This is a genomic window from Mesorhizobium neociceri (genome assembly GCF_013520985.1).
GTDB lineage: Bacteria > Pseudomonadota > Alphaproteobacteria > Rhizobiales > Rhizobiaceae > Mesorhizobium > Mesorhizobium neociceri.
The window spans coordinates 623,383-649,001 of record NZ_JACDTY010000002.1 but is presented as its reverse complement, the minus strand read 5'-3'; the positions used below and the strand labels follow the sequence as shown (position 1 = coordinate 649,001).

General features: G+C 63.6%; 24 protein-coding genes. 15 read left to right on the top strand and 9 right to left on the bottom strand.

The genetic code is table 11. The features are described from left to right. The first annotated feature begins 2 nt into the window (after positions 1-2). The 4 genes from xdhA to H0241_RS07125 all read left to right on the top strand — a co-directional run bounded on the left by xdhA (position 3) and on the right by H0241_RS07125 (position 5,294). Positions 3-1,484 carry a xanthine dehydrogenase small subunit gene (gene xdhA, locus H0241_RS07140; protein ID WP_181056686.1) on the top strand — a complete coding sequence of 494 codons (1,482 nt, stop codon included), beginning with the start codon at positions 3-5 and terminating at the stop codon, positions 1,482-1,484. Further along, positions 1,484-3,844, top strand: coding sequence for a xanthine dehydrogenase molybdopterin binding subunit (xdhB, locus tag H0241_RS07135; RefSeq protein ID WP_181056685.1), 2,361 nt, complete (start codon positions 1,484-1,486; stop codon positions 3,842-3,844). Before xdhA ends, xdhB begins: the two co-directional genes overlap by 1 nt. A 62-nt stretch (positions 3,845-3,906) precedes the next feature. Then, positions 3,907-4,800 carry a xanthine dehydrogenase accessory protein XdhC gene (xdhC, locus tag H0241_RS07130; protein WP_181056684.1) on the top strand — a complete coding sequence of 298 codons (894 nt, stop codon included), beginning with the start codon at positions 3,907-3,909 and terminating at the stop codon, positions 4,798-4,800. Next, positions 4,797-5,294 carry a hypothetical protein gene (locus H0241_RS07125; protein ID WP_181056683.1) on the top strand — a complete coding sequence of 166 codons (498 nt, stop codon included), beginning with the start codon at positions 4,797-4,799 and terminating at the stop codon, positions 5,292-5,294. The genes xdhC and H0241_RS07125 overlap by 4 nt, the downstream gene beginning before the upstream one ends. Positions 5,295-5,357: 63 nt before the next feature. On the opposite strand, the gene H0241_RS07120 is transcribed toward H0241_RS07125, so the two are convergent. The 3 genes from H0241_RS07120 to H0241_RS07110 form a co-directional block, all read right to left on the bottom strand. Beyond that, positions 5,358-6,608, bottom strand: a complete 1,251-nt coding sequence (locus H0241_RS07120) for an LLM class flavin-dependent oxidoreductase (RefSeq protein WP_181056682.1) — start codon at positions 6,606-6,608, stop codon at positions 5,358-5,360. Continuing rightward, positions 6,605-7,540 (bottom strand): LLM class flavin-dependent oxidoreductase, encoded by a 936-nt coding sequence (locus tag H0241_RS07115; RefSeq protein WP_181056681.1) that lies wholly within the window; start codon positions 7,538-7,540, stop codon positions 6,605-6,607. The genes H0241_RS07120 and H0241_RS07115 overlap by 4 nt, the downstream gene beginning before the upstream one ends. Positions 7,541-7,665: 125 nt before the next feature. Continuing rightward, positions 7,666-8,586 carry a LysR family transcriptional regulator gene (locus tag H0241_RS07110; RefSeq protein ID WP_142880180.1) on the bottom strand — a complete coding sequence of 307 codons (921 nt, stop codon included), beginning with the start codon at positions 8,584-8,586 and terminating at the stop codon, positions 7,666-7,668. 140 nt (positions 8,587-8,726) lie between these two features. On the opposite strand from H0241_RS07110, the gene H0241_RS07105 reads away from it, so the two are divergent. The 4 genes from H0241_RS07105 (at position 8,727) to H0241_RS07090 (ending at position 13,264) form a co-directional block, all read left to right on the top strand. Further along, positions 8,727-9,944, top strand: coding sequence for a urate hydroxylase PuuD (locus tag H0241_RS07105; protein WP_181056680.1), 1,218 nt, complete (start codon positions 8,727-8,729; stop codon positions 9,942-9,944). A gap of 2 nt (positions 9,945-9,946) precedes the next feature. After that, complete coding sequence (gene guaD / locus H0241_RS07100) at positions 9,947-11,263, top strand: guanine deaminase (protein ID WP_181056679.1); 1,317 nt, start codon at positions 9,947-9,949, stop codon at positions 11,261-11,263. A gap of 222 nt (positions 11,264-11,485) precedes the next feature. After that, a complete protein-coding gene (locus H0241_RS07095; RefSeq protein ID WP_181056678.1) occupies positions 11,486-11,992 on the top strand; it encodes a heme-degrading domain-containing protein in 507 nt (168 codons plus the stop codon). Positions 11,993-12,001: 9 nt separating this feature from the next. Continuing rightward, entirely contained in the window at positions 12,002-13,264 is a 1,263-nt protein-coding gene (locus H0241_RS07090; RefSeq protein WP_181056677.1) for a glycerate kinase type-2 family protein, read from the top strand. Positions 13,265-13,273: 9 nt separating this feature from the next. Here the strand turns inward: H0241_RS07090 and H0241_RS07085 are convergent, their stop codons facing one another. The 3 genes from H0241_RS07085 to H0241_RS07075 form a co-directional block, all read right to left on the bottom strand. Then, positions 13,274-13,918, bottom strand: a complete 645-nt coding sequence (locus tag H0241_RS07085) for a UdgX family uracil-DNA binding protein (protein WP_181056676.1) — start codon at positions 13,916-13,918, stop codon at positions 13,274-13,276. A gap of 93 nt (positions 13,919-14,011) precedes the next feature. Continuing rightward, on the bottom strand, positions 14,012-15,397 hold the full coding sequence (locus H0241_RS07080; RefSeq protein WP_181056675.1) for a glutamine synthetase family protein: 1,386 nt from the start codon (positions 15,395-15,397) through the stop codon (positions 14,012-14,014). A gap of 62 nt (positions 15,398-15,459) precedes the next feature. Beyond that, positions 15,460-16,842: an aspartate aminotransferase family protein gene (locus H0241_RS07075; protein ID WP_181056674.1), complete on the bottom strand. Its 1,383-nt coding sequence runs from the start codon at positions 16,840-16,842 to the stop codon at positions 15,460-15,462. A gap of 157 nt (positions 16,843-16,999) precedes the next feature. Between H0241_RS07075 and H0241_RS07070 the strand changes: the two genes are divergently transcribed. Further along, positions 17,000-17,452, top strand: coding sequence for a hypothetical protein (locus H0241_RS07070; protein WP_181056673.1), 453 nt, complete (start codon positions 17,000-17,002; stop codon positions 17,450-17,452). A 1-nt stretch (position 17,453) separates the two neighbouring features. On the opposite strand, the gene H0241_RS07065 is transcribed toward H0241_RS07070, so the two are convergent. Further along, a complete protein-coding gene (locus tag H0241_RS07065) occupies positions 17,454-18,428 on the bottom strand; it encodes a WD40 repeat domain-containing protein (protein WP_181056672.1) in 975 nt (324 codons plus the stop codon). Between the two features lie 247 nt (positions 18,429-18,675). Then, entirely contained in the window at positions 18,676-19,734 is a 1,059-nt protein-coding gene (locus H0241_RS07060) for a CobW family GTP-binding protein (protein WP_181056671.1), read from the bottom strand. A gap of 423 nt (positions 19,735-20,157) precedes the next feature. Between H0241_RS07060 and H0241_RS07055 the strand changes: the two genes are divergently transcribed. Beyond that, positions 20,158-20,628 carry a MarR family winged helix-turn-helix transcriptional regulator gene (locus H0241_RS07055; RefSeq protein WP_023694717.1) on the top strand — a complete coding sequence of 157 codons (471 nt, stop codon included), beginning with the start codon at positions 20,158-20,160 and terminating at the stop codon, positions 20,626-20,628. Between the two features lie 15 nt (positions 20,629-20,643). Here the strand turns inward: H0241_RS07055 and H0241_RS07050 are convergent, their stop codons facing one another. Then, positions 20,644-21,519 (bottom strand): AraC family transcriptional regulator, encoded by an 876-nt coding sequence (locus H0241_RS07050; RefSeq protein ID WP_181056670.1) that lies wholly within the window; start codon positions 21,517-21,519, stop codon positions 20,644-20,646. Positions 21,520-21,566: 47 nt separating this feature from the next. On the opposite strand from H0241_RS07050, the gene H0241_RS07045 reads away from it, so the two are divergent. From H0241_RS07045 to H0241_RS07025, 5 genes are all read left to right on the top strand, one after another. Further along, positions 21,567-21,974: a DUF2000 family protein gene (locus H0241_RS07045; RefSeq protein WP_181056669.1), complete on the top strand. Its 408-nt coding sequence runs from the start codon at positions 21,567-21,569 to the stop codon at positions 21,972-21,974. A 185-nt stretch (positions 21,975-22,159) separates the two neighbouring features. After that, entirely contained in the window at positions 22,160-23,044 is an 885-nt protein-coding gene (locus H0241_RS07040; RefSeq protein ID WP_181056668.1) for a DMT family transporter, read from the top strand. A gap of 65 nt (positions 23,045-23,109) precedes the next feature. After that, positions 23,110-24,132: a LacI family DNA-binding transcriptional regulator gene (locus H0241_RS07035; RefSeq protein ID WP_181056868.1), complete on the top strand. Its 1,023-nt coding sequence runs from the start codon at positions 23,110-23,112 to the stop codon at positions 24,130-24,132. Beyond that, positions 24,129-25,112 (top strand): 2-hydroxyacid dehydrogenase, encoded by a 984-nt coding sequence (locus H0241_RS07030; protein ID WP_181056667.1) that lies wholly within the window; start codon positions 24,129-24,131, stop codon positions 25,110-25,112. The genes H0241_RS07035 and H0241_RS07030 overlap by 4 nt, the downstream gene beginning before the upstream one ends. 90 nt (positions 25,113-25,202) lie before the next feature. Continuing rightward, positions 25,203-25,613, top strand: a complete 411-nt coding sequence (locus tag H0241_RS07025; RefSeq protein ID WP_181056666.1) for a hypothetical protein — start codon at positions 25,203-25,205, stop codon at positions 25,611-25,613. The last annotated feature ends 6 nt before the right edge of the window (positions 25,614-25,619 follow it).

The window sequence follows — 25,619 nt, the reverse complement described above, 5'->3', positions numbered from 1 at the left end:
GCATGGCCAAGATCACCATACGCAACGAGATCCGTTTCATCCTCAATGGCAGGGATGTTGCGCTGCCATCGGTGGCGCCAGACGCGACCTTGCTCGACTGGCTGCGGCTCGACCGCTCGCTGCGCGGCACCAAGGAAGGCTGCGCCGAGGGCGATTGCGGCGCCTGCACCGTGCTGGTCGGCAAACTCTCGGCCGGCAAGCTGGTCTATGAAAGCGTCAATGCCTGCATCCGTTTCCTCGGCTCGCTCGACGGCACCCATGTCGTGACCGTCGAGCATCTGCGCGGCGCGCCCGGCCAGCTGCACCCGGTGCAGCAGGCGATGGTCGATTTCCACGGTTCGCAATGCGGCTTCTGCACGCCGGGCTTTGTCATGTCGCTTTACGGCCTGTGGATGAAGTCGCCGGACCCGTCGAATGCGGCGATCGAAAAGGCTCTGCAAGGCAATCTCTGCCGCTGCACCGGCTACGAGGCGATCATGCGCGCCGCGCGCGCCATCTCCAGCTACGGCAAGGCGGCAAAGGACCCGCTGGCGGCCGAGCGCAAGGCGATCACGGCAAGACTCGAAGCGATGCGTGATGGCTCCCGCGTGGAGATCGGCACGGGCAGGCAGCGGCTGGTGGTGCCGGCCAATGCCGACGATTTCGCTGCCGTGCTGGACAAGGAGCCGGGCACCACGGTCGTCGCCGGTTCGACCGATGTCGGCCTGTGGGTGACCAAGCACATGCGCGATATTTCGCCGGTGGTTTTCATCGGCAATCTCGACGGGCTGTGCGCGATTTCCGAAGACAATGACGTCATCACTATCGGCGCCGGCGTCACCTACACTGACGCCTTCGCGACGCTGGCCAAGCGTATCCCGGCACTGGGGCCGTTGTTCGACCGCATCGGCGGCGAACAGGTGCGCAACATGGGCACGATCGGCGGCAACATCGCCAATGGCTCGCCGATCGGCGACACACCGCCGCCTCTGATCGCACTCGGCGCGCAGCTGACGCTGCGCCGTGGCAAGAAGCGGCGCACCATCGCGCTCGAGGATTTCTTCATCGCCTATGGCAAGCAGGACCGGCAGCCGGGCGAATTCGTCGAGGCCGTGCATGTTCCTGTGCCGGCCAAGGGCACGAAGTTTGCCGTCTACAAGATCACCAAGCGCCGCGACGAGGACATCACTGCGGCCCTCGGCGCCTTTTTCCTCGACCTGGCCAAGGATGGCACGGTGGCTGACATATGCATCGCCTATGGCGGCATGGCAGCGACACCGAAGCGGGCTTTCGGCGTCGAAAAGGCGCTGCTCGGCAAGCCGTGGACGGAGGCGACGGTGGAAACGGCGATGTCTGAATATGCCGGGGATTTCACGCCGTTGACGGACATGCGGGCTTCGGCCGAATACCGGGCGCTGGCGGCCAAGAACCTGCTGCTGCGCTTCTTTGCCGAGACCAGCGGCAGCAAGGCGCCGTTCCAGGTGTCCCGCAACGAGGCAGCCTGATGAACAAGCACGCTTCCCCCAACCTCAAGGCGCAGAAGATTTCCGGCGGCGTTGCCACCGACCAGCGCCATGATTCCGCGCACAAGCATGTCAGCGGCACCGCCGTTTACATCGACGATCTGCCGGAACCGGCAGGCATGCTGCATGGCTGCCTCGGCCTGTCCACGGCGACGCATGCGACGATCACCAAAATGGACCTGTCGGCGGTGCGCGCCGCGCCGGGCGTCGTTGACGTGCTGACGGCCAAGGATGTTCCGGGCGAGAATGATATCTCACCGACCGGCCGCCACGACGAGCCGGTGCTGGCCGACGACAAGGTGCAGTTTTACGGCCAGCCGATCTTCTGCGTCATTGCCAGGACGCGCGAGGAGGCACGCCGCGCCACGCGACTGGCCAAGGTCGAATACAGCCAATTGCCGTTCGTCACCGATATTGGCGACCTCGACCCGCGCAAGGACAAGCTGGTCACGCCGCCGCTGACCTTGAAGCGCGGCGATGCCGCGGCCGCGATCAAAGCGGCGCCGCGCCGGCTGACGGGCAAGATGCGCATTGGCGGCCAGGAGCATTTTTATCTCGAGGGCCATATCGCGGTCGCCATTCCCGGTGAGGACCAGGACGTCACCATTTATTCCTCGACCCAGCATCCGAGCGAAGTGCAGCATATGGTCAGCCATGCGCTGGGCGTGCCGAGCAACGCTATCACGGTGGAAATCCGCCGCATGGGCGGTGGCTTTGGCGGCAAGGAGACGCAAGGCAACCAGTTTGCCGCCCTCGCCGCGATCGCCGCCAAGAAACACCATCGCGCGGTCAAAATCCGGCCCGACCGTGACGACGACATGATTGCCACCGGTAAGCGCCACGACTTCCTTGTCGACTACGAGGTCGGCTTCGACGACGACGGCAACATTCTTGGCGTCGACTTCATGTTCGCAGCGCGCTGCGGCTTTTCCTCGGACCTCTCAGGCCCGGTCACCGACCGCGCGCTGTTCCACTGCGACAACACCTATTTCTGGCCTGCTGTGCATGCGCAGTCGGCGCCGCTCTACACCAACACCGTCTCGAACACAGCCTTTCGTGGCTTCGGCGGACCGCAAGGCATGGTCGGCGCCGAACGCGTCATCGACGAGGTCGCCTTTGCCGTCGGCAAGGACCCGCTCGAGATCCGCAAGCAGAATTTCTATGGCACCAGTGGTGATAAAGAGGGGGGCCGCAACATCACGCCCTACCACCAGACGGTCGAGGACAACATCATCCATCGCATCGTCGCCGAACTGGAGGCGAGCGCGGACTATGCAAGTCGCCGCCGCATCATCGCTGCCTTCAACGCCAACAGCCGCTTCATCAAGCGCGGGCTGGCGCTAACGCCGGTCAAGTTCGGCATCTCGTTCACCGCCACCCACTACAATCAGGCCGGCGCTTTGGTCCATGTCTACACCGACGGTTCGGTGCATCTGAACCATGGCGGCACCGAGATGGGGCAAGGCCTTTACGTCAAGGTGGCGCAGGTGGTGGCGGAGGAGTTCCAGATCGACCTCGACCAGGTCAAGATCACCGCGACGACCACCGGCAAGGTGCCGAACACTTCGGCCACCGCGGCCTCGTCCGGCACCGACCTCAACGGCATGGCGGCGCAGAACGGCGCGCGCCAGATCAAGGACCGGCTGACCGATTTCGCCGCCGAAAAATACCAGGTGCCGCGCGACCAGGTGCTGTTCCTGCCCAACCGGGTGCGCATCGGCAATCAGGAGATCGCCTTCGCCGACCTCATCAAGCAAGCCTATATGGCGCGCATCCAGCTGTCGGCGGCGGGTTTTTACAAGACGCCGAAAATCCACTGGAACCGCGACAAGGGCGAGGGCCGCCCGTTCTACTATTTCGCCTATGGCGCCTCCTGTTCGGAAGTCTCGGTCGACACGCTGACCGGCGAGTATGTGGTCGAGCGCACCGATATCTTGCACGAAACCGGCCGTTCGTTGAACCGCGCCATCGACCTTGGCCAGATCGAGGGCGGCTTCATCCAGGGCATGGGCTGGCTGACGACGGAGGAGCTGTGGTGGGACGACAAGGGCCGGCTGCGCACCCACGCGCCGTCGACCTACAAGATCCCGCTCGCCTCCGACCGGCCGAAGATCTTCAACGTCACGCTGGCCGACTGGCCGGAGGCCAACGAGCCAACGGTGCACCGTTCCAAGGCGGTTGGCGAGCCGCCCTTCCCGCTCGGCATGTCGGTGCTGCATGCGCTGTCGGACGCGGTGGCCAGTGTGGCCGACCATACGATCTGTCCGCGCCTCGATGCGCCGGCGACGCCGGAACGAGTGCTGATGGCGATCGAGAGATTGAGGGCCGCAGGGCGGGCCTGATTGAGCCAGAACGTGCAAATCCGGCCTGAAAACGCTATATTTCCCATTCGGGAAGCTGGAACATGAACTCGAAAGTACAAAGCCTCAGAGCTTTTCTGGCCAGCGCCGGCCGGCTTGCTCTGGTCGAAGTGGCCGGCACCAAAGGCTCGACGCCGCGCGAGAAGGGCGCGTTCATGCTCGTCTCGCAGGCAGCGATTTTCGGCACCATCGGCGGCGGCCAGCTCGAGTACATGGCGATCGACAAGGCCCGGCAGATGCTTTTCTCCCCTCCCAAGGGGAAGGGTACCCGTATCGAGGTCGACGAAGTCTGCGCCACGCTCGACGTTCCGCTCGGGCCGGAGATCGGCCAGTGCTGTGGCGGGCGCGTCGAAGTCTTGATCCGTCTCGTCGATGCCGCGCTTGCAGCCGAACTGGTTACGGCGGCGGAAGCCGAAGAAGCCCATCTGCCGCATGTCTATATCTTCGGCGGCGGCCATGTCGGCCAGGCCCTGGCGTCGACCATCGCGCTGTTGCCCGTGCACGGCGTCGTTATCGAGACGCGAGCCGAAGCCTTGGAAGGCATGCCGGAAACCGTCGAAACCCGGCTGACGCCGATGCCCGAGGCCGAGATACGCAAAGCACCCGCCGGCACCGCCTTCGCCATCCTCACCCACGACCACGCGCTCGATTTCCTGATCGTCGCCGAAGCGCTGAAGCGTGACGACGCGGCCTATGTCGGCATGATCGGCTCGAAGACCAAGAAAGCGACGTTCAGGAACTGGTTCATGAAATCGGCGGATGGCTCAGAAGCAGAGTTTGCCCGCCTCGTCTCGCCGATCGGCGGCGATACCGTAAAAGACAAGCGCCCGCCCGTGATCGCGGCGCTTGCTGCTGCCGAGATCATGACGGCACTGGTCAAGGTTTCATCGTCGGTGAACCTCCACAATGTCTCCAGACATGAAGCGGCGGTCGGTTGAGACAGCTGGTCGTAGGCTTTGTAATTGCCTTGGCAGTTTCTGCGGCCGGGGCAATAGGATCACGAACACGTGCCGGACGAGAGGCCGGGGAGCGGACGCTGCGCGCCACATGGTTTACGCATGCCGCGACCATCTATTTTCTGGTGCTTTTTACGATTGTTGTGATTGCCGGGCGCAATGAGACGCGGAGCGAACAGCTCCCCTGGCTTTACGGATTGCTGATTGGCTTGGGTCTCGGCTCGAGTGGATGGATCTGGTACTTCTATGCGCGCGTTGTCTTCTGGACCGCCGAAGGCGTAGGAATTCGACGGCCATTCATGACGACGCGATTTATCCAGTGGGAAGACGTCGAATGGGCCGGCCGAAAATGGTCGGGAGATTTTCAGTTTCGATCCGGGACAACCAGAATAAGCTATACGTCATACGAGGGCGGGCATGACGAGCTAAACCGGCTTGCCCAGCGCAGATTTCCGAAGTTCGCCAAGAATTTCTGATCCTCTGTGCAATCATCCGCGTCGCGGCCACTTCGCGAACGATGACGTATACAGCTCTCGACCTCAGGCAGGCTGCTTCAGCCCCAGATGCTCGCGCAATGTGCTGCCGTGATATTCTCGACGGAACAGGCCGCGCCGCTGCAGTTCCGGCACCACGAGGTCGCAAAAGGCATCGAGTTCGCCGGGGAAATAAGACGGCATGATATTGAAACCGTCCGCGCCGCCGCCCTCGAACCGTGCCTGTAATTCGTCGGCGACCTGCGCCGGCGTGCCGACGATGCGCCAATGGCCGCGTGCGCCGGCGAAGTGGCGGGCGAGCTGGCGGATCGAAAGCCCATCGCGGCGCGATTGTTCGACAACCAGCGCCTGGCGGCTCTTCATGCCTTCAGTCTCCGGCAGTTCCGGCATCGGCCCGTCGATCGGGTAGCGCCAGAGGTCCGAAATGCTGAGATAGCTGGACAGCAGCGCGACGCCGACATCGTCGGGAATCAGCTCCTGCAATTCCTCATGTTTCTCCTGGGCTTCGGCCTCGGTTGCCGCCACCACGGGCGCGACGCCGGGCATGATCTTGATGTCGTCGGGCTCACGCCCATAGGCCGCCATGCGCCCCTTGAGATCGTGGTAGAAGGCTTTCGCTTCCTCGAAGGTTTGCGCGGCCGTGAACACGACATCGGCGGTGCGGGCGGCGAGGTCGCGGCCGACATCCGAGGCGCCGGCCTGGACCATGACCGGCGCACCCTGCGGCGAGCGCGGCAGGTCGAGCGGGTCGCGTACCGAAAAGCTCTGGCCGTCATGGCCGTGAAAGCTGCCGCCTTGCCAAAGTCCAGTGACCACTTCGGCGAACTCACGCGCCCGCTCATAGCGGTCGGCATGGGGCTTGAGGCCTGTCGCGCCGAAATTGGCGGCTTCGATGGGGCTCGCCGACGTGACCAGATTCCAGCCGGCGCGGCCGCCGCTCAACTGATCGAGCGACAGGAAGGTCCGCGCCAGGCCGTAGGGCTCGTTGTAGCTGGTCGAGGCCGTCGAGACGAGGCCGATGCGGCTGGTCCGGACGGCGAGTGCGGAAAGCAGGCTAATCGGCTCGAAGCCGATCGAGCGCGAGGTCTGGCTGGCGATGCCGACATTGGCTTCGCGCAGGCCGGCGGCGTCCTCGCAAAACACCATGTCGAACTTCGCCGCTTCCGCCGTGCGCGCCAGCCGGATGTAATGGTCGATATCGATGCCCGCCGTGACATGCGCCTTGGGATGGCGCCAGGCGGCGATGTGGTGGCCGGTCGCCCACAGGAAGGCGCCGAGTTTCATCTGGCGGGTCATCGGTCGCCTCCGGCAAGTCCGAGATGCGAGCGCAATGTCGTGCCATCCTGGCGGACAAGGCCTCGCCGTTGCAGATCCGGCAGCACCTGGCCGACGAAACCGTCAATCGCCGAAGGCAGTATTGCGATGTTGAACCCGTCGCAGCTTTGCGAACGGAACGACGCTTCGAGCGTGTCGGCAGCGATATCTGCGCCAACGTTCTGCAGCAGCTTGACCGCATCCGGATCGCGTCCGCAGGCGGCAACGCGGCGCTTGAGATCGTCGTGGCTCGCCTTGGCGTCCTTAACCTCATCCAGCAGGATGACATCGGCGGTGCGGGCGGCGATGTCCAGGTCGGCCTCCGACAGACCGGACAGCACCAGCACCGGCGTGTCCTGCGGCGAGCGCGCGACATTGAGCGGCCCGCGCACGGAGAAAAATGCGCCCTTGTGGTCGAGCAGATGCATCTTGTCGGGGTCATGGAAGCGGCCGCCGGCCTTGTCGAACAGCAGCGCATCCGCATCCCAGCCGTGCCACAAGCCCTGGACGATGCCGATATATTCTTCGGAACGGCGGCGGAAATCGGCGGCGGAAAAACCATCCGGCCGGCTGAAATTGGCGGCGTCGCGCGGCGCCTGCGCCATGGTCGCGTGCCAGCCGGCGCGGCCATGGCTGATGATGTCGAGCGAAGCAAAACGGCGCGCCAGATTGTAGGGCTGGTGGGCGACCGTCGATGCGGCGGCAACGAGGCCGATCCTGCTCGTCACCGTCGCCAGCGCCGCCAGCAACGTGGTCGCCTCGAAAGGGCTCTTCGATCCGGCGCTGTCCGGCGCGGAATCATCGAGGATAATCATGTCCAGCCCGGCAGCTTCCGCCTGCTTGGCAAAGCTAGCGAGGTCGCTGAACGCGAGCGGCTGCCCGGAAGCAATGTTGAGCGAAACGGCGAGATGCATTGTGGTTTGCTCGTCAGTCGGCGCGAGGCGGAGCATGCAAACCTAAGGTCGCCTGCGTGTAAGGCAACCCTTGCGACTGGGCCAACAGCCCATCACGTGCCGGCCAGCCTATTTGCCGGCCAGCCCTATTTGCCGGCCAGAAGGTCCTTGATCAGCCGCTGGCAGCGCTCGGCCATGAAGTCGAGCAGCAGCCGCACCTTCGGGTCCTGCAGCTTCTTGTGCGGATAGACGGCGGCGAACTGCACCGGCGTCGGCGGCGTGCTGGCCAGGATGACCTGCAGCCGCCGGTCGCGAATGAACGGTTCGACCTCGAAGCGCGGCTTGTTGATGATGCCGCGCCCCGACAGCGCCCAGCCGGTCAGCACGTCGCCATCGTCGGTGTCGTAGGGGCCATGCACCTCGAATTTCTGCGGGCCGGACGGCGTCTGCAGCGTCCAGACATATTCGCGCGCTCCGGAATAGCGCAGCATCAGGCAGTCATGCTTCTTGCCGATCAGTTCCTGCGGCTCCATCGGTTCGCCACGCGCTTCGAGATATTTCGGCGCCGCGACCAGCACGCGCTCGCATTCCATGATGCCGCGCATTCGCAAGCTGGAATCCTCGATGATGCCGAGCTTGAAGGCGACGTCGATGCCTTCCTTCATGATATCGATATTGTGATCCGAGAGCCTCAGCCGCACCTCGATGTCAGGGTATTTGTCGTGGAAATCCGGAATGCCCGAGGCCACCAGCCGGCGCCCGAGGCCAAGCGGCGCCGTCACCCGGATGGTGCCGCGCGGCTGGCCTGACAGCGCCGAGACCGCCGCTTCCGCTTCGGTGATCGCTTCCAGCACCTGCTTGGCGCCGGAATAGAAGACATTGCCATGCTCGGTCGGCATCAATTGCCTGGTTGTGCGGTTGAACAGCCGCACGCCGAGATGCTTTTCCAGTTCCTTGATGCGGTTGGAAGCGACCGCGGGCGAAATACGCATGTCGCGACCCGCCGCCGACAGATTGCCAAGCTCGACGACACGGACGAAGACGGCGATGTTGTCGAGATAGGCCATAAGATTTTCGTGGCTCTCAAACGGCTGCGTGGGATCAACCTAGTATTTTCCATTTTTTTTTGAAAGTCATCGTACACCGCGCCTCTTTTCGTTTGCGCCCCACACCGTAAAGTCAGCCGATCGGCAGGGACGATTTCAAAATGATGGATTTCGCGATTTTCTGGGACTGGCTGAGTTTCGCCGTGCGCTGGCTGCACGTCGTCACCGGCATCGCCTGGATCGGCTCGTCCTTCTATTTCGTCGCGCTCGATCTCGGCCTGCGCCAGCGCCCCGGCATGCCCGTCGGCGCCTTCGGCGAGGAATGGCAGGTGCATGGCGGCGGCTTCTACCACATCCAGAAATATCTGGTGGCCCCGGCCGAGATGCCCGAGCATCTGACCTGGTTCAAATGGGAATCCTACGCCACCTGGCTGTCCGGCTTCGCCATGCTGTGCGTGGTCTACTATGCCGGCGCCGACCTGTTCCTGATCGATCCCAACGTGCTGCCCATGTCGGTGCCGGTCGGCATCCTGCTGTCGATGGCCACAATCGGCGTCGGTTGGGTGGTCTATGATCTCCTCTGCCGCTCACCGCTCGGCAAGAGCGACACCGGCCTGATGCTGGTGCTCTACGGCGTGCTGGTGTTCATCGCCTGGGGTCTGACGCATCTGTTCACCGGCCGCGCCGCCTTCCTGCATCTGGGCGCCATCACCGCGACGATCATGTCGGCCAACGTCTTCATGGTGATTATTCCAAACCAGAAGATCGTCGTTGCCGACCTCATCGCCGGCCGCAAGCCCGATCCGAAATACGGCAAGATCGCCAAGCAGCGCTCGCTGCACAACAACTACCTGACGCTGCCCGTGCTGTTCCTGATGCTGTCGAACCACTATCCGCTGGCGTTCGCGACGCAGTTCAACTGGGTCATCGCCTCGCTGGTGTTCATCATCGGCGTCTTGATCCGGCACTATTTCAACACCGTACACAAGCGTGCCGGCAATCCGCATTGGACCTGGATGGCCGCCGCCGTGCTGTTCATGGTCATCATCTGGCTGTCGACGGCGCCGAAAGTGCTGACCGGCGAGCCCAAGGCGTCCGCCGCGGCGGAGGTCTACATCGCCTCGGCGCATTTCCCGGCCGTGCGCGACACCGTGCTTGGCCGCTGCTCGATGTGCCACGCGGCCGAGCCGGTCTATGAAGGCATCTACCATGCGCCGAAGGGCGTGATGCTCGACACCGATGCCGGCATCGCCGAGCATGCCCGCGAAATCTACCTGCAGGCCGGGCGCAGCCACGCCATGCCGCCGGCCAACATCACCCAGATCAGCGAAAAGGAGCGGGCGCTGCTGGTCGCCTGGTTCGAAGGCGCAGGGAAATAAGCATGACCTCCACACTTCTGCGCGGCCGCACGCTGAGCTTTTTGCGCTGGCCCGAAGCAATAGACGACCATACCGCCTGGCGCTACGAGGAGGATGGCGGCTTGTTGATCCGCGACGGCAAGATCGTCGCTGCCGGCGCCTATGCGCAAGTCGAGAAACAGGCCGGCGAGGGCGTAAGGAAAATTGACCACCGGCCGCATCTGCTGCTGCCAGGCTTCATCGACGCGCATGTGCATTTTCCGCAGATGCAGGTCATCGCTTCCTATGGCGCCGAACTGCTCGACTGGCTGAACACCTACACCTTTCCCGAAGAGACCAAGTTCGCCAACGCGCAGCATGGCCGCCGCATCGCGCGGCTGTTCCTGGACGAAATGGTGCGCCACGGCACGACGACGGTCGCCGCCTATTGTTCCGTGCACAAGGCCTCGGCTGAAGCCTTCTTCGCCGAGTCGCATGACCGCAACATGCTCAACATCGCCGGCAAGGTGATGATGGACCGAAATGCGCCGGCAGGCGTGCTCGACACGCCGCAATCCGGCTATGACGATACCAAGGCGCTGATCGCGGAATGGCACGGCAAGGGCCGACAGCTCTATGCGATCACGCCGCGCTTCGCCATTACCTCGTCGCCGGAGCAACTGGAAATGTCCGGCGCGCTCTGCCGCGAGCATCCCGATCTGCACATGCAGACGCATCTGTCGGAAAACCACGCCGAAATCGCGTTCACGCAACAGCTCTATCCGCAGGCGCGCGACTATACCGATGTCTACGAGCAGTACGGGCTGCTTGGCAAAAGGAGCCTGTTCGGCCACTGCATCCATCTCAGCGAACGCGAGGCGGATGCGCTGTCGGACTCAGGCTCGGTGGCGGTGTTCTGCCCGACCTCCAACCTGTTCCTCGGCTCCGGCCTGTTCGACTACCAGCGCTTTCGCCGCCGCGACAAGCCGCTCAGGATCGCCGCTGCGACGGACGTCGGCGGCGGCACCAATTATTCGATGCTGCGCACCATGGACGAAGGCTACAAGGTGATCGCGCTGAATGGCGAGAAGCTGAACCCGCTCCAGTCCTTCTGGCAGCTGACGCGCGGCAATGCCGAGGCGCTGTCGGTGGCGGAGAAGGTCGGCACGCTCGATGAATGCACCGACGCCGACATCACCGTGCTCGACGCCCGCGCCACGCCTGCGATGCGGCTACGGATGGAAACTGTGGAGACGTTGGCCGAAGAGCTGTTCCTGCTGCAGACGCTGGGTGACGATCGCGCGGTGCGCGAGGTCTATGTTGCGGGGCGGCCGGCCAAGAGCGATCTGATCGGGGGGTGAGCCCCCTCACCCGGATTGCCAACCGAATTGCGAAGGGCAATTCGGGACAATCCGACCTCTCCCCGAGGGGAGAAGAAGGTGCGCCGGCGTCGACGCTCGTCTCTTCTCCCCAACGGGGAGAAGGTGGCCGCGAAGCGGCCGGATGAGGGGGCCGCCGCGCCGGGAGCTTGACCGAGCGGAACTTGTCGTACACACGACGTGTGACGATTTCGGAGAAAGAAAATGGCCGCTGCGGACGACATCGCTCTGATCCAGAAACAGGAAGAGACGCTGGTCTTCCCGGCCTTCGACGAGGCTGTCGCCTTCAAGGTCGGCGCGGCGATCCGCGAGCGGGCGCTGACTGACAACCTGCCCATCATCGTCGACATCAGGTTGTGGGATCGGCCGCTGTTCTATGCCGCGATGCCCGGTTCGAACGCCTCCAATCCGGATTGGGCGCGGCGCAAGATCAATGTCGTCAAGCGTTACCTCAAAAGCACTTATCGCCTGGTGCTGGAACAGCAGCGCCCCGACCGTACCTTCAAGATCGGCGAAGGGCTGGACATCGTCGACTATGTGCTGGCCGGCGGCGGCTTTCCCATTACAGTCAAGGGCGCCGGTGTCATTGGCGCGATTACGGTCTCTGGTTTGCCCGAACGTGAGGATCACGGTGTCGTCGTGGCGGCGATATGCGAATGTCTTGGGTTCGAACGGTCCGATTTTGCTTTGCCGCCTGCTTCAGCGGAATAAAGACAAGCGATGGCACTCGACCCCAAATCCTTTCTCATCTCCATGTTCGACGCCGCCGTTGCCGCTGCCGATCCGGAAAGAACCATCCGGGATCATCTGCCGGCGAAGCCCAAAGGCCGCACCATCGTTATCGGCGCCGGCAAAGGCTCGGCGCAAATGGCTGCCGCCTTCGAGAAGGTATGGGACGGCCCGATCGAAGGGCTGGTCGTCACCCGCTATGGCTATGGCGCCAAATGCGAGCGCATCGAGATCATCGAAGCGGCGCATCCGGTGCCGGACGCCGCCGGACTTGAGGCCTCGCGGCGGCTGCTGGAAAAGGTGCAGGGGCTGACGGCTGACGATCTGGTCGTGGCGCTGATCTCCGGCGGCGGCTCGGCGCTGTTGCCATCGCCTGCCGCTGGCCTGACATTGGCCGACGAGATCGCCGTCAACGAGGCGCTGCTCGCTTCCGGCGCGCCGATCGCGGCCATGAACACCATTCGCAAGCATGTCTCGACCATCAAGGGCGGCCGGCTGGCCGCGGCCGCCTGGCCGGCCAAAGTGGTTTCTCTGGTCGTTTCCGATATCCCCGGCGACAATCCGGCCTTGGTCGCCTCCGGCCCGACCGTTCCCGACACCGGCAGCCGCGCCGACGCGCTGGCCTCGATAGCAGCCTATGGCATGAAATTGCCGGACGCCGTCATGGCCCACATCAATTCGTCGGCTGCCGATGCGCCGAACCCTGACGATCCGCGCTTTTCAGGCAATGAGGTGCACCTGATCGCCTCGGCTGGCGTGTCGTTGGAAGCGGCAGCCGCCGAAGCAAAGCGCCAGGGCATGGAAGCCATCATCCTCTCCGATTCCATCGAAGGCGAGGCGCGTGAGGTCGGCGGCGTGCATGCCGCCATTGCGCGCGAAGTGGCTACGCGCAACCGGCCGTTCCAGAAGCCTGTGCTGATCCTGTCCGGCGGCGAAACCACGGTAACGCTTCGGGCGAAAGGCAAGGGCGGTCGTAACAGCGAATTCCTGCTCGCCTTCGCCATCGCCATTGGCGGCGCGGACAATATCCATGCGCTGGCTGCCGACACGGACGGTATAGACGGCTCGGAAGACAATGCCGGCGCTTTTGCCGATGGCTCGACCGTGTCACGCATGCGCGCGGCCGGCGTCGACGCTAAGGCGATGCTGGCGGGGAACAATGCCTGGACGGCGTTCAATGCGATAGGCGACCTGTTCGTTCCCGGCCCGACCGGCACGAATGTCAACGATCTCAGGGCGATCCTGATCCGCTAGGCGAACCGTTCAGGCGGCCATCAGCCGCTTCACCTGTTTCATATCGGCCAGGAACCGTTCCCTTTCGGCCTCTTTCTCCGCCGGCTCATGAATGCGCAGGATGAAGGACGGATGGATGGTGATGAACACCCGAAGCCCATCCTCGCGCACGATTACCTGGCCGCGCATTTTCGTCACGGCAATAGCTTTGCCCAGTAGCGATAGCGCCGCTGTCGCGCCGAGCGCCACTGCAAGGTCCGGCTTGATCAGCTCCAGTTCTTTGCCGACCCACCAGCGGCAGGCCTGGACCTCGCCGGCATTTGGCTTGGAGTGAATGCGGCGCTTGCCACGCGGCTCGAACTTGAAGTGTTTGACCGCGTTGGTGACGTAGGCTTTTTGCCGGTCGACGCCGGCATCGTCCAGTATGGCATCGAACACTTTGCCGGCGGGACCGACAAAAGGTTTGCCGGCGAGATCCTCCTGGTCGCCCGGCTGTTCGCCGACGAAGACCACTTTAGCGTTGTCCGGCCCTTCGCCGAATACGGTCTGTGTCGCATCGCGCCACAGCGGGCAGCGGCGGCAGCCCTTCGCGGCTTCGCGCAGGTTCGCGATGGAGGCACTGTCTTCGCCCGGCACTGGTTCGACGCGCCGCGCGGAAATGCGTCTGGCGGGCATTTTTGCTTCACGTGGAAGGCCTGTGGTCGCCATGATCCTGCCTCGTCCATTCGAGATTGAAATGGATAAGGCCGATGATGGTTCCTGCTGCCATCACACCTCGTGCAGATAGAGGTGGTAGTCGAGCTCGCTCACCGTGCGGGCGACGCGCAGATATTCGGACTGCTTGATCGCCACGAAGGTGCGGTGCAGATCCTCGCCCAGCGCCTCTTTCAGGAAGCTCGATGCCCGCGCCGCCTCGATCGCGGCGCGCCAGTCGACCGGCATGGTCGTGCGCGTTACCGCCGCTTCATAGCCATTGCCGGTGGTCTCCGGACCGGGGTCCAGGCCTTCATCCAGTCCCTTGACGATGCCGGCCAGTACGGTTGCGGCGATCAAGTAGGGATTGGCGTCGACGCCCGACGGCCGGTGTTCGATGCGCCGGTTCCTGGCGTCGCCTGCCGGCACGCGCAGCGCCACGGAGCGGTTGTTGACGCCCCAGGTCGGCGCCACCGGCGCATAGGATTGCGAGACGAAGCGCCGCCACGAATTGGCGTGCGGCGCAAACACCAGCATCGATTCGGCCATGGTCTGGATCAGGCCACCAAGCCCCTGCAGCAGCGGCAGCGACCAGCTTTCGCCGCCGGCCTCGGCAAATACATTTCGGCCGTTTTTGTCCTGCAGCGAAACATGGAAATGCATGCCGGAGCCGGCGTACTTTTCGATCGGCTTGGCCATGAAGCAGGCGGTGACGCCATGGCGGCGCGCCTGCGCCCGCACCAGCCGCTTCAGCATGACCAGATCGTCGGCCGCCCGCATCACGTCCTTGCGGTAGTTCAGCGTCAATTCATACTGGCCGGGCGCATATTCGGAAATCACCGTTTCGGCCGGAATGCCTTGCGCCTTGGCCGCGGCATAGATGTCGGAAAACAGTGGCTCCATGCCATGCAGATGGTCGACCGAATAGACCTCGGTCTTGGCCGAGCGGCGGCCGTCGAGCACGGCGTCCGCCGGCTTCACCTTGCCGTCGGCGTCACGCTCATTGGCGAGCAGGAAAAATTCGAGTTCGAAAGCGCCGGCGGGGTAAAGACCCTTGGCGGCCAATATGTCGACCTGCCTGGCCAGCGCCAGCCGCGGGTCCGACGACATTGGCTGGCCCTCGAGGTGGTACATCGCCATGAGTAGCTGGCCACGCGGCGGGCTTGTGCCGTAGAGCGGCACCAGCGTGCCGGGGATCGGCCATGCCCTGAGGTCGCCGTCGCCAGTCGTCCAGATCAACCCGGTCTCGTGCACATCCTCGCCGGTGATGTCGAGGCCGAGGATCGAGATCGGCATGTGGCGGCCGCCCTCATAGATGCTTTTCAGCTCATGCCGACGCACGATCTTACCGCGGCCGACGCCGTTGGCGTCGGTCAAGACGATGTCGAAAGCTTCGATTTCAGGATGGGCGTCGAGAAAGGCTTGCGCCTCGGCGGGCGTCGAGCCCGAAGGTGAAGTCATGATTACTGTACTCAAGGTTTCCTTGGCGGTCCGTTCGGCAGCCGCCCGTTCAGTCGCTTGTCTCATGCCGTCAGCCTTGCCGCAACCGTGGCGAAGGCGGTGATCAGCCGGTTGACCTGGGCGCCGGTGGTGGCCGGCGAGATCAGCATCATGTTGTGGAAGGGCGCGATCAACACGCCCTGGTTGACCAGCGCGACATGAACAGCGGCTTCGAGCTCCGGCGCGTGTGCCGCTTCCGCCTCCGCGCCATCGCGCAACGGGTCGGGCGCGCAGATGAACTCGACGCGGGCGCCGACGCGGGCAACATGCCAGGGCAGATTGTAGCGGTCGATGACCCCGGTCAGCCCGGCGTCTAGCCGCAGCGCCAGACGGTCCATATGGGCGTAATTCTCTTGCGTCATCACCTCTTCGAGCGTGGCGCGCATCGCCGCGAATTGCAGCGGGTTGGCCGATAGCGTCGTGCCCATGCCGGAATAACCCGGCTCCTTGGTTCTGTTGTAGTCGGCGTAGCGGTTGGCGACCTCGTCGCTCATCCCCCACACGCTCGCCGGCACGCCGCCGGCGATCGGCTTGCCCAAAACAAAGAAGTCCGGGTCCAGTCCGAATTTCCTGGTGTAGCCGCCGGGACCGGTGGAGATGGTGTGCGTTTCGTCGATCAGAAGCAGCGTGCCGGCCGCGCGCGTCAGTTTGCGCAAGGCATCATGGAAACCCTGATCGGGCAGCACCATACAGGAATTGGTCAGCACCGGCTCGGCGATGACGCAGGCCACGTCCTTGTCCTTGAGCGCCGCTTCCAACGCGGCAACATCGTTGAACTCGATGACCTTCGCCGTCTTGGTCAGGTCGCGAAATTCGCCCGCCAGTCCCGGTCGGTTGACCGGTATGCCATCGACCAGCCGCACCATCGTCTCGTCGACCGAGCCGTGATAGCAGCCGTTGAAGACCAGTATTTTTTCGCGCCCCGTCACGGCCCGAGCGACGCGCAACGCGAACCGGTTGGCGTCGGTGGCGGTGGTGGCGATCTGCCAGAACGGCAGGCCGAAGCGCTCTTGCAGCAGCGGCCCGATGGCCAGCGCATCTTCCGAAGGCAGCATATAGGTCAGGCCACTCCCGGCCTGGCGGCGGATGGCGCGCGCCACCGGCGGCGGCGAATGGCCGAACATCGAGCCGGTGTCGCCGAGGCAGAAATCGTCGAGCCTGTTGCCGTCAATGTCGGTGATGGTGGCGCCTTTGGCGCTGTCGACCAGGATCGGGAACGGCGTCGGCCAGTCGTTCATCCAGTGCATCGGCACGCCGCCGAAAAAGCCGGGCAGGCCGTTGCCCACCTTGGCCGCCGATTTCGGCCGCGCCTTGCGGAACGTTTCGGCCTCGCTCTCGCGCAACTTGGCGATGCGGGCAGCGCTGATGCCGCTGATGGACGTCTTTGAACTGTCAGTGCTGTGCATGAAATCCCTCTCGACAGGCACACTAGCCAATTGGCGTCGGCTACCGCAATTGGCCGGGTCGATGCCCTGCATTGGCTCAGCGGCGAGTTCGGCAGGCTTGACCTTGCGGCGCAGTCAGGCGCCAATGCGGTCGGGTTTGTGGTTCTGGGGGGAGAAAATGCGGACGATCATCGGCACTATAGCGCTACTCTTGTCGGCCGATGCGGCTTCGGCATCCGGCGGTATCTGGTGCGACGTCGACGATGCGATGGTGAAATTCGATGTCGGCGCCGGCGTCACCAGAGGCATGGGCGGCCCGACCTTCAATTTTCGCGGCGATCTCGAGATACTCGGCCGGCCTGACGGCGACAGCCTGCGCAAGACCGTCTTCGAGGATTCCGACCTCACGCAATACTGGCTGGACGACAAGGAGTTGCGGCTGAACATCTACCATGAGCATCAGCTCGGAGATAAATTCAACTCTGTCGAACTGACGATCCTGACCAAGACGAGCGACGAGGGCGTCTATGACGGCCAGTACACGCTTGCTGTCTACGACAATGCTGCCGACACGGAACAGGACGGCAAGCCGAAAGAGCTGACCGGCAAGGTGTCGTGTGGGGCCGAATAGGTCAGGCGGAGATGTCGATGACGCCGCAATCGCCAGCGGCACTGCCGAAGGCGACGCGGCGCTCTTCCTTGTCCCACATCATCGCGGTGATCGCGCCCTTGCCCGGGCGGCGCAGCAGCACCTCTTTGGCGTCGGCAAAGCGCACCGCCATGACCATGCCGTCGTCGTAGCCAACGGCCACGACATCCTGGCTCGGATGGCAGGCGACAGATGTCACCATGGCGTTGCCGCGGGTGCCGAGTTCCAGCGGCGCCTTGCCCATCGGGCCATCCTTGCCCGAAAACGGCCAGACGATCGCCGCCGGCGCGCCGGAACTCGCCAGCCACTTGCCCTTCACGCTCCACGACAGGCTTTTGACCTTGCCTGGATAACCCGTCATGCGCATGTGCTTGCCGTCGGCGAGCTTCCAGCCATGCAGCGCATTTTCCTGCATGGTGGTGACGAGGAAGGCGCCGTCGGGCGAAAAGGTGATGCCGGTATGGGCGCCGGCCCAGTCCAGCTCGACCGGCTTGCCCTCGGCGGCAGGGAAATGCAGCGTCGCGCCATTATAGCGGGCGACGCCGAAGCGCATGCCCTTGGGCGAGAAGGCCAGCCCCTCGACCGAACGCGGATGGGCAAACTCTTTGGTCTTGCCGTCGGCGAAGCGCACGAAGGCGGTCTTGCCAGTGGCATAAGCGATGGCGCCTTGCGGCCCGGCGGAAACGCTGGTGATCCACTTCTTGCCGGCGCTCGCCAGCTCGTTGACGGTTCCGCCGGCGGCAACAGCAAAAATCTTGCCGTCTTCGCCGCCGGTGATCAGCCGGTCATTGGCGGCGTCATGGAAGGTGGAGAGCAGGCCATCATTGGCCTGAATTGTCTTGTGGCCATTGTCCAGCCGATGCACAGCGCCATCAGCCAGCGCAAAATGCGGCACATTGTCGAGGAAGACGGCGGCAAGGCAATGGCCGTCGAGGTCGAGGGGGGCAACTGTGGGCATCAGAACCATTCCAATGAGATTTGTCGCCACCCCCGAAAAGTCGCCAGCGCGGCCAGGTGGCGCCAACCTTCTCCCCTTGTGGGAGAAGGTGGATCGGCGCGTAGCGCCGAGACGGATGAGGGGTGTTGGAAGGATCGCCGTCCTGCCAAGCTGGAACACCCCTCATCCGACCTCGCTTCGCGAGGCCACCTTCTCCCACAAGGGGAGCAGGAAGAGCGGGCAGCGCTAGCGCCATAAAGTCCGGAAATCAAGCCGCCTGGCAGGCCTCGAAGCTCTTCTTCAGCCGCTCGGCGTCGAGTTCCCTGCCGATGAAGACCAGCCGGCTTTCATGTTTCTCGCCGTCCTTCCAGGCGCGCTGGTGGTCGCCTTCGATGATCATGTGCACGCCCTGGATGACATAGCGCTCGTCGTCGCCCTTGAGCGCGATAATGCCTTTCAGACGCAGGATATTGGGGCCCTCCATCTGGGTGATCTTCTCGATCCAGGGGAAGAACTTCTTCGGGTCCATCTCGCCACCGCGCAGCGACACCGACTGCACCGTCACGTCGTGAATGTCGGAAGCGTGCGCGTGATCGTGATGATGATGATCGTGGCCACCATGATCGTGGTGATCATGGTCGTGGTCATGGTGGTCGTGATCATGATCATGCGCTTCGAGGAAATGCGGGTCGTTTTCCAGCGCGCGCGACAGGTCGAAGGCGCCGCGGTCGAGCACTTCGGACAGTGCCACGCCGGCGCGCGTGGTGCGGTGGATCCTGGCCGCCGGGTTGATGGCGCGGATGGTCGCTTCGACCTTGGCGAGTTCCTCGGGCGTGACCAGATCGGTTTTGTTGAGCACGACGACATCGGCGAAGGCGATCTGGTCTTCGGCTTCCCTGGAATCCTTGAGCCTGAGCGGCAAATGCTTGGCGTCGACCAGCGCCACCACCGCGTCGAGCTTGGTCTTGGAACGCACGTCGTCGTCCATGAAGAAGGTCTGCGCCACCGGCACCGGGTCGGCGAGACCGGTGGTCTCGACGACGATGGCGTCGAAACGGCCGGGACGGCGCATCAGGCCTTCGACGACACGGATCAGGTCGCCGCGCACCGTGCAGCAGACGCAGCCATTGTTCATTTCGTAGATTTCCTCGTCGGATTCCACGATGAGTTCGTTATCGATGCCGATCTCGCCGAATTCATTGACGATGACGGCGTAACGCTTGCCGTGGTTTTCCGACAGGATGCGGTTGAGCAGGGTCGTCTTGCCGGCGCCGAGATAGCCGGTGAGAACGGTCACGGGGATCTGCGTCGTCTGTGCATCGCTCATGTCTTGCCTCAAAATGACTGGGCCACGAAATTCCGGGCCGCAGGAAGGGATTGTTGGCCTGATATAGGATGTGTGCCGGCCTTTTGCACGAGGCAAACCGCATGGGCGTTTGACCCAGGGGTGACAAGCGGATGGGTGGGCCGGAATATCACCCGTGCGAGGGGTGCGGACCGTCCAATACGTCGCCGGGAACGCTTCTTCGTTGACCCTGTGCAGAGCCGCTCCGCGTTAAACCACTGCAATCGCCTTGGCGGAAACTTGTTTGTCATCTAACTGAAATAAACATCTGGCATCACCACGGTCGGCACCACAAATGCTTGCCGGCAAAGCTGTTTCGAAAGCCGGAATCTTTTTGATCGTCGATTGCCAACCGACCGGCTGCGTCTATGCTGCACGCACCGGTTCGGCCGAAGAGGGATCACCATGGCCAAGGCGGACAAGACTGCAACGATGAGCCGGCTGCATTCGGCGGCAAGGCTGGCAAGGACCGCGCTGGCGGCGCGGCTTCTGGCGCATGGCTTCTATGCCGGCCAGGACCAGATCATGCTGACGCTCGACCGCGAGGACGGCCAGACGCCCGGCAATCTCGCCGGCCGCCTCGGCGTGCGTCCGCCGACCATCACCAAGACCATCAACCGGCTGCAGGCGCAGGGTTTTCTAGAAAAGCGCGCCTCCTCAGCGGATGCGCGCCAGGCGCATATTTTCCTCACCGACACCGGCCGTGAGATCATCCACGCCATCGAGAAATCGGTGAAGAAGACCGAAAAGCAGGCCTTGAAGGGCCTCGACAAGAAAGAGCAGAAGACGCTGTTCAAGCTGCTCGCCCGCATCGAAGCCAATCTGTCGAACGAAGAACTGGTGCTTGTCGACGACGATGCCGACATCGACGATTGATCGGCGCGTTTTGAGCTAGGCCGCCACGGAAGGTCCGCGCACCAGCATCGACCAGCGTCCGGGCGTCAGGCCGAATGCTTTCTTGAAATGTCTGTTGAAATGGCTCTGATCGCTGAAGCCGGCGCCAACAGCGATTTCGGCCAGAGGCTCGCCCACCTCGATCATCCGCCTTGCCCTTTGCAGCCGGCGCATCAACAGGAAACGATGCGGGCTGGTGGAATAGGTTGCGCGGAAATGACGTGACAGTGCATAGCGGTCGAGCCCGGTGATCGCTTCCAGCTCATCGGAACGGACGGGCCGCTCGGCATTCTCCTCGAGATAGTCGCGCGCCAGCGCCGCGGCGCGCCAGGCCGACTTTCCCATCGGCTTTGCCTTCTGTCCGGCATGGCGCCCCAGATGCTGCGCCAGCTCTGCAATGAAATCGGCGACGAACAGGTCGTCCAGTTCCTCGTCGAGCGGCAACAAGGCCGAAAGCAGCGTACCGCGCAAGGCGGCATCGCTCACCACCGCATCCCTGACGAAAGGCAGCGGCGCGCCGTCGAGGCAATCGAGCAGCAGTGACGGCTCCAGATAGAGGATCCGGTAGCGCAAGCCGTCCTCGGTGCCGGCGCCGCCATCGTGCACTTCGTCGGGATGCAGCACGATCACCTGGCCTGGCATGCTGTACTGGATTGCGCCGCGGTAGTGGAAACGCTGCACACCGGACAGCGTCACGCCGATGGCAAGCGTATCGTGGCGGTGCAGATCGAAGGCGTTGCCATGGAAATGCGCCTCGATGCGCTCGATCCCGGTGGTAACAGGCGCCGACACGATGCGGTCCCCAGGTGTGACCGAATCCGCGCACGAACGTTCAAGACCCTGTGCCGCCTCACCGTCTATACCGTGCGCCATCGCCTATCCCTGCCCTTCATGGGCGTGCCCTCGGAGTCCTAATCTTGGTGTTCGATACAAAATTTGCAATCGTGCTGCGGGACGATCTCCCCGTCTGGCAGAAGCTGAACGTCACCGCGTTCGTGACCAGCGGCATCGTCGCGCAATTCCCCGACATTATCGGCGAGCCTTACCGCGACCGCGCCGGCAACCTCTACAATCCGCTGTCTATCCAGCCGGTCATCGTGCTTTCGGCCGATGGACCGACACTCAATGCCATCCACCGCCGGGCGCTGGAGCGCGGGGTGACGACATCGGCCTATGTCGAGGAGATGTTTGCCACCGGCTTTGATGCGGCCAACCGCACCGTGTTCGCCGAATTCGCGCCCGATGACGCCAAGGTCGTCGGCATCGCGCTGCGTGCCGACAAGAAACTCGTCGACAAGATCACCAAAGGCGCCCGCATGCATGCCTAATTCTTAGGCAATGGGCGCGCAGTGCGCTGAGCCTGTCCTCGGCGCCTGTTGTGCCAGTCGCTTTTGGCTTGCCGGGCACAGGCGATTGCCGCAAAGGTTAAGCGTCGATCCTCCCTGCCGGCCTGACCTTGAACGTTCCCGCAAAATCAGACGAAAGCGCAACGCCGCCCGCGGCGATGCTGTTCATGCTTTCCACCTATGTCTTTTTCACCTTTCTCGACACGTCGAGCAAATATCTGGTGCTGGCCGGCGTCTCGGCGCTGATCGTCGCCTGGGCCCGATTCACCGTGCATGTCCTGCTCGTCGGCGTCTTTCTGCGTGGCTGGCGCGAGCCGTCGCGGTTCCGCGCCAACAATCTGCCGGCCCACATCCTGCGCGGCGGACTGCTGTTCGGTTCCACCATGTGCAACGTCATGGCGCTCAAAACCCTGCAACTGGCCGAAACCACCTCGATCTACTTCTTCGGTCCGATGGTGATCACCGCCCTTGCCGGCCCGCTGCTTGGCGAATGGGCCGGCTGGCGGCGCTGGCTGGCGATCCTGTCGGGCTTTGTCGGCGTGCTGGTCATCACAAGGCCGGGCGTCGGTGTCTTTGGCGTCGGCCATCTCTTTGCGCTCGGCTCGATGCTGTCGAACTCCTTTTACGTCATCATGACGCGACGCATGTCGGCCAGCGAAAGCTCGGAGAGCCTGATCCTGTTTTCGGCGCTGGCGCCGGCTCTGCTGCTTCTGCCGATGCTGCCGTTCTCACATCAGTTACCGCAGGATGGCTGGCACTGGTTTATCCTCGCGATGCTGGGCGTGTTCGGCGCCGGCGGCCACTGGCTGCTGGTGCAGGCCTACCGCCTGGCGACGACCACGGCGCTGGCGCCGTATCCGTATTCGCAAATGGTCTGGATGATCCTGTCCGGCTGGATCATCTTCCACCAATTCCCCGACCGCTGGACGCTGGTAGGTGCTGCCATCATCGTCGCCAGCGGCCTCTACATCATCCATCGCGAACACCGTCTGCGCCTGCGCAATCGCACGACTGTCGACGTCGAGGCGGAGGCGCTGGCGAAAAAACTTTGATTTGCTCCGAATCCGATGGCATAACGCCGCATTTAAAAAATTTAAAAAACTCGGGGAGCGAAGGGCTGGCACAGAAGATCAAGCTTTCGACGATCGCGGATGCGCTTGGCGTGTCCACGGCCACGGTCTCGCTTGCATTGCGCGACAGCCCGCTCGTCGCCGGCGCCACGCGCGACCGCATCAAGGAACACGCCCGCGCTATCGGCTATATCTACAACCGCCGCGCCGCCTCTCTGCGCACCTCGCGCTCGGGCATTGTCGGCGTCGTCGTCCATGACATCATGAACCCGTTCTTTGCCGAGATCCTGCGCTCGATCGAAAGCGAGCTCGACCGCAGCCGGCAGACCTTCATCCTGTCCAACCACTACGACCAGCTCGAAAAGCAGCGCACCTTCATCGACACACTGCTGCAGCTCGGCGCCGACGGCGTCATCATGTCTCCGGCCATCGGCACGCCGGCTTCCGACATCGTCATGGCCGAGGAAAACGGGCTGCCGGCGGTGCTGATCGCGCGCACCGTGGAAGGCGCGGACGTTCCGGTGTTTCGCGGCGACGATGCCTATGGCACCGCGCTTGCCACCAATCATTTGATCTCGCTTGGCCACAAGCGCATCGCCATGATCGGCGGCACCGACCAGACCTCGACCGGACGCGACCGCTACCAGGGCTATCTCAACGCCATGGAAGCGGCCGGGCTTGAGGTCAGGCCGTCCTGGCGCATTCCCGGGCCGCGCACCAAGCAGGGCGGATTCGAGGCGGCTGGACAGTTTTTGGCGCTGAAAGACAAGCCAACCGCCGCCTGCTGCTGGAATGATCTGGTTGCCATAGGACTGATGAACGGCATAGCCCGCGCCGGCCTGGTGCCGGGCGCCGACATCTCGGTCACCGGCTATGACGATCTCGAGGAGGCGGCAATCGCAACACCGGCGCTCACCACTGTCTGGAATGGCCAGCGCGAGGTCGGCCGCCGCGCCGCCAGCGCGCTGCTCGACAAGTTGAACGGACAGGCGGTACGGCCGTCGCAGGAACTGATCAAGCCGGAACTGCATGTGCGCCAGTCGACCGGCAAGCCGGTGGAGCGTGCATGACCAAGCCTGAGCAGTTGCACTCCGTCGCCGTTCTGGTGCCGGGGCATTTCAACGACCATGCGGTCGAACGCATCGACCGCACCTTCAGACGGGTCAAGATCGAACGCGCCGATCCGGCGCTGGTCACCGACGAAATGCGCCGTGACGTGCGCGCCATTGCGTCCTTCGCCGGCATCAGTGCGGCGATGATGGATGCCTTGCCCAACCTTGAACTCATCGCCTCGTTCGGCGTCGGCTATGATTCGGTCGATGCCGTTCATGCGGCCAAGAAAAACATCATGGTCACCAACACCCCCGATGTTTTGACCGAAGAGGTCGCCGACACCACGATCGGCCTTTTGCTCAACACCGTGCGTGAACTGTACACCGCCGAGAAATGGCTGCGCGACGGCAGCTGGGTGAAGAAGGGCGACTATCCGCTGAGCCGGCTGACCTTGCGCGGCCGGCATGTCGGCATTTTCGGCATGGGCCGCATCGGCCTCGCCATTGCGCGCAGGCTGGAAGCGTTCGGGCTGCCGGTCGCCTACCACAACCGGCGCAAGGTCGAAGGTCTCGCTCACCAATACCACCCGACGCTGAAAGGCCTTGCCGAAGCGGTCGACACGCTGATTTCCGTGGTGCCGGGCGGTGCTTCCACCGAAAAGGCGGTCAATGCCGAAATCCTGACCGCGCTTGGCGCCAATGGCGTGTTCGTAAACATCGGCCGCGGCAGCACGGTCGATGAGCCGGCTCTTGCGGCGGCGCTTGCCAGTGGCACCATCGCCGCCGCCGGGCTCGATGTCTTTGCCGACGAACCGAACGTGCCCAAGGCCTTGCTCGAAGCGCCCAACACCTCGCTGTTGCCGCATGTCGGTTCGGCTTCGCACCACACACGCCGCGCCATGGCGGATCTCTGCGTCGACAATCTGGTGTCCTGGTTCAGCGAGCGCCGGCCGCTGACCCCGGTGCCCGAGACGGTGAATGTGAAGGCGGCCGGTTAACGCCGGGGCACGACGGCCACATTTATTAACGTCAGCTTAACCCTTCGAAATGATTATTCATCCGGGGCGTATGCGTGGATGAATACCAGAATGAAAACACTTTCCGCATTGATCGCCGCCGCGGCGCTGTTTGGCGGCGTTCAGCTGTTTCACGGTGGCGCTGGCCAAAGCGCCGCCGACGAGGTCACGCCGTCCACCAGCTTCCGGCTGGTCGCCAATGGCGATGAAGGCGACTGCGCGGTGACCCGCGGCGCCGCGATCAACGACGGCCTGTCGCTGCTGACGGTGGCGCCGAATTGCCGCCGGCTGCTGCCTGGCATCGAGCGGGCGAAATTCTGGCGCGAGGGGCAGGACGGCACGGTCGCTTTCAGCGCCGACGGCATCGATCCGATCGTTACCTTCTCGGTCGCCGATGGCGATGGCTACGAATCCTACGCGCCGGCCACGCCGCTGCTGTCGCTGGCGACAACCGACGATCGGGATCGATCCGCCGGCAATTGATCGTCG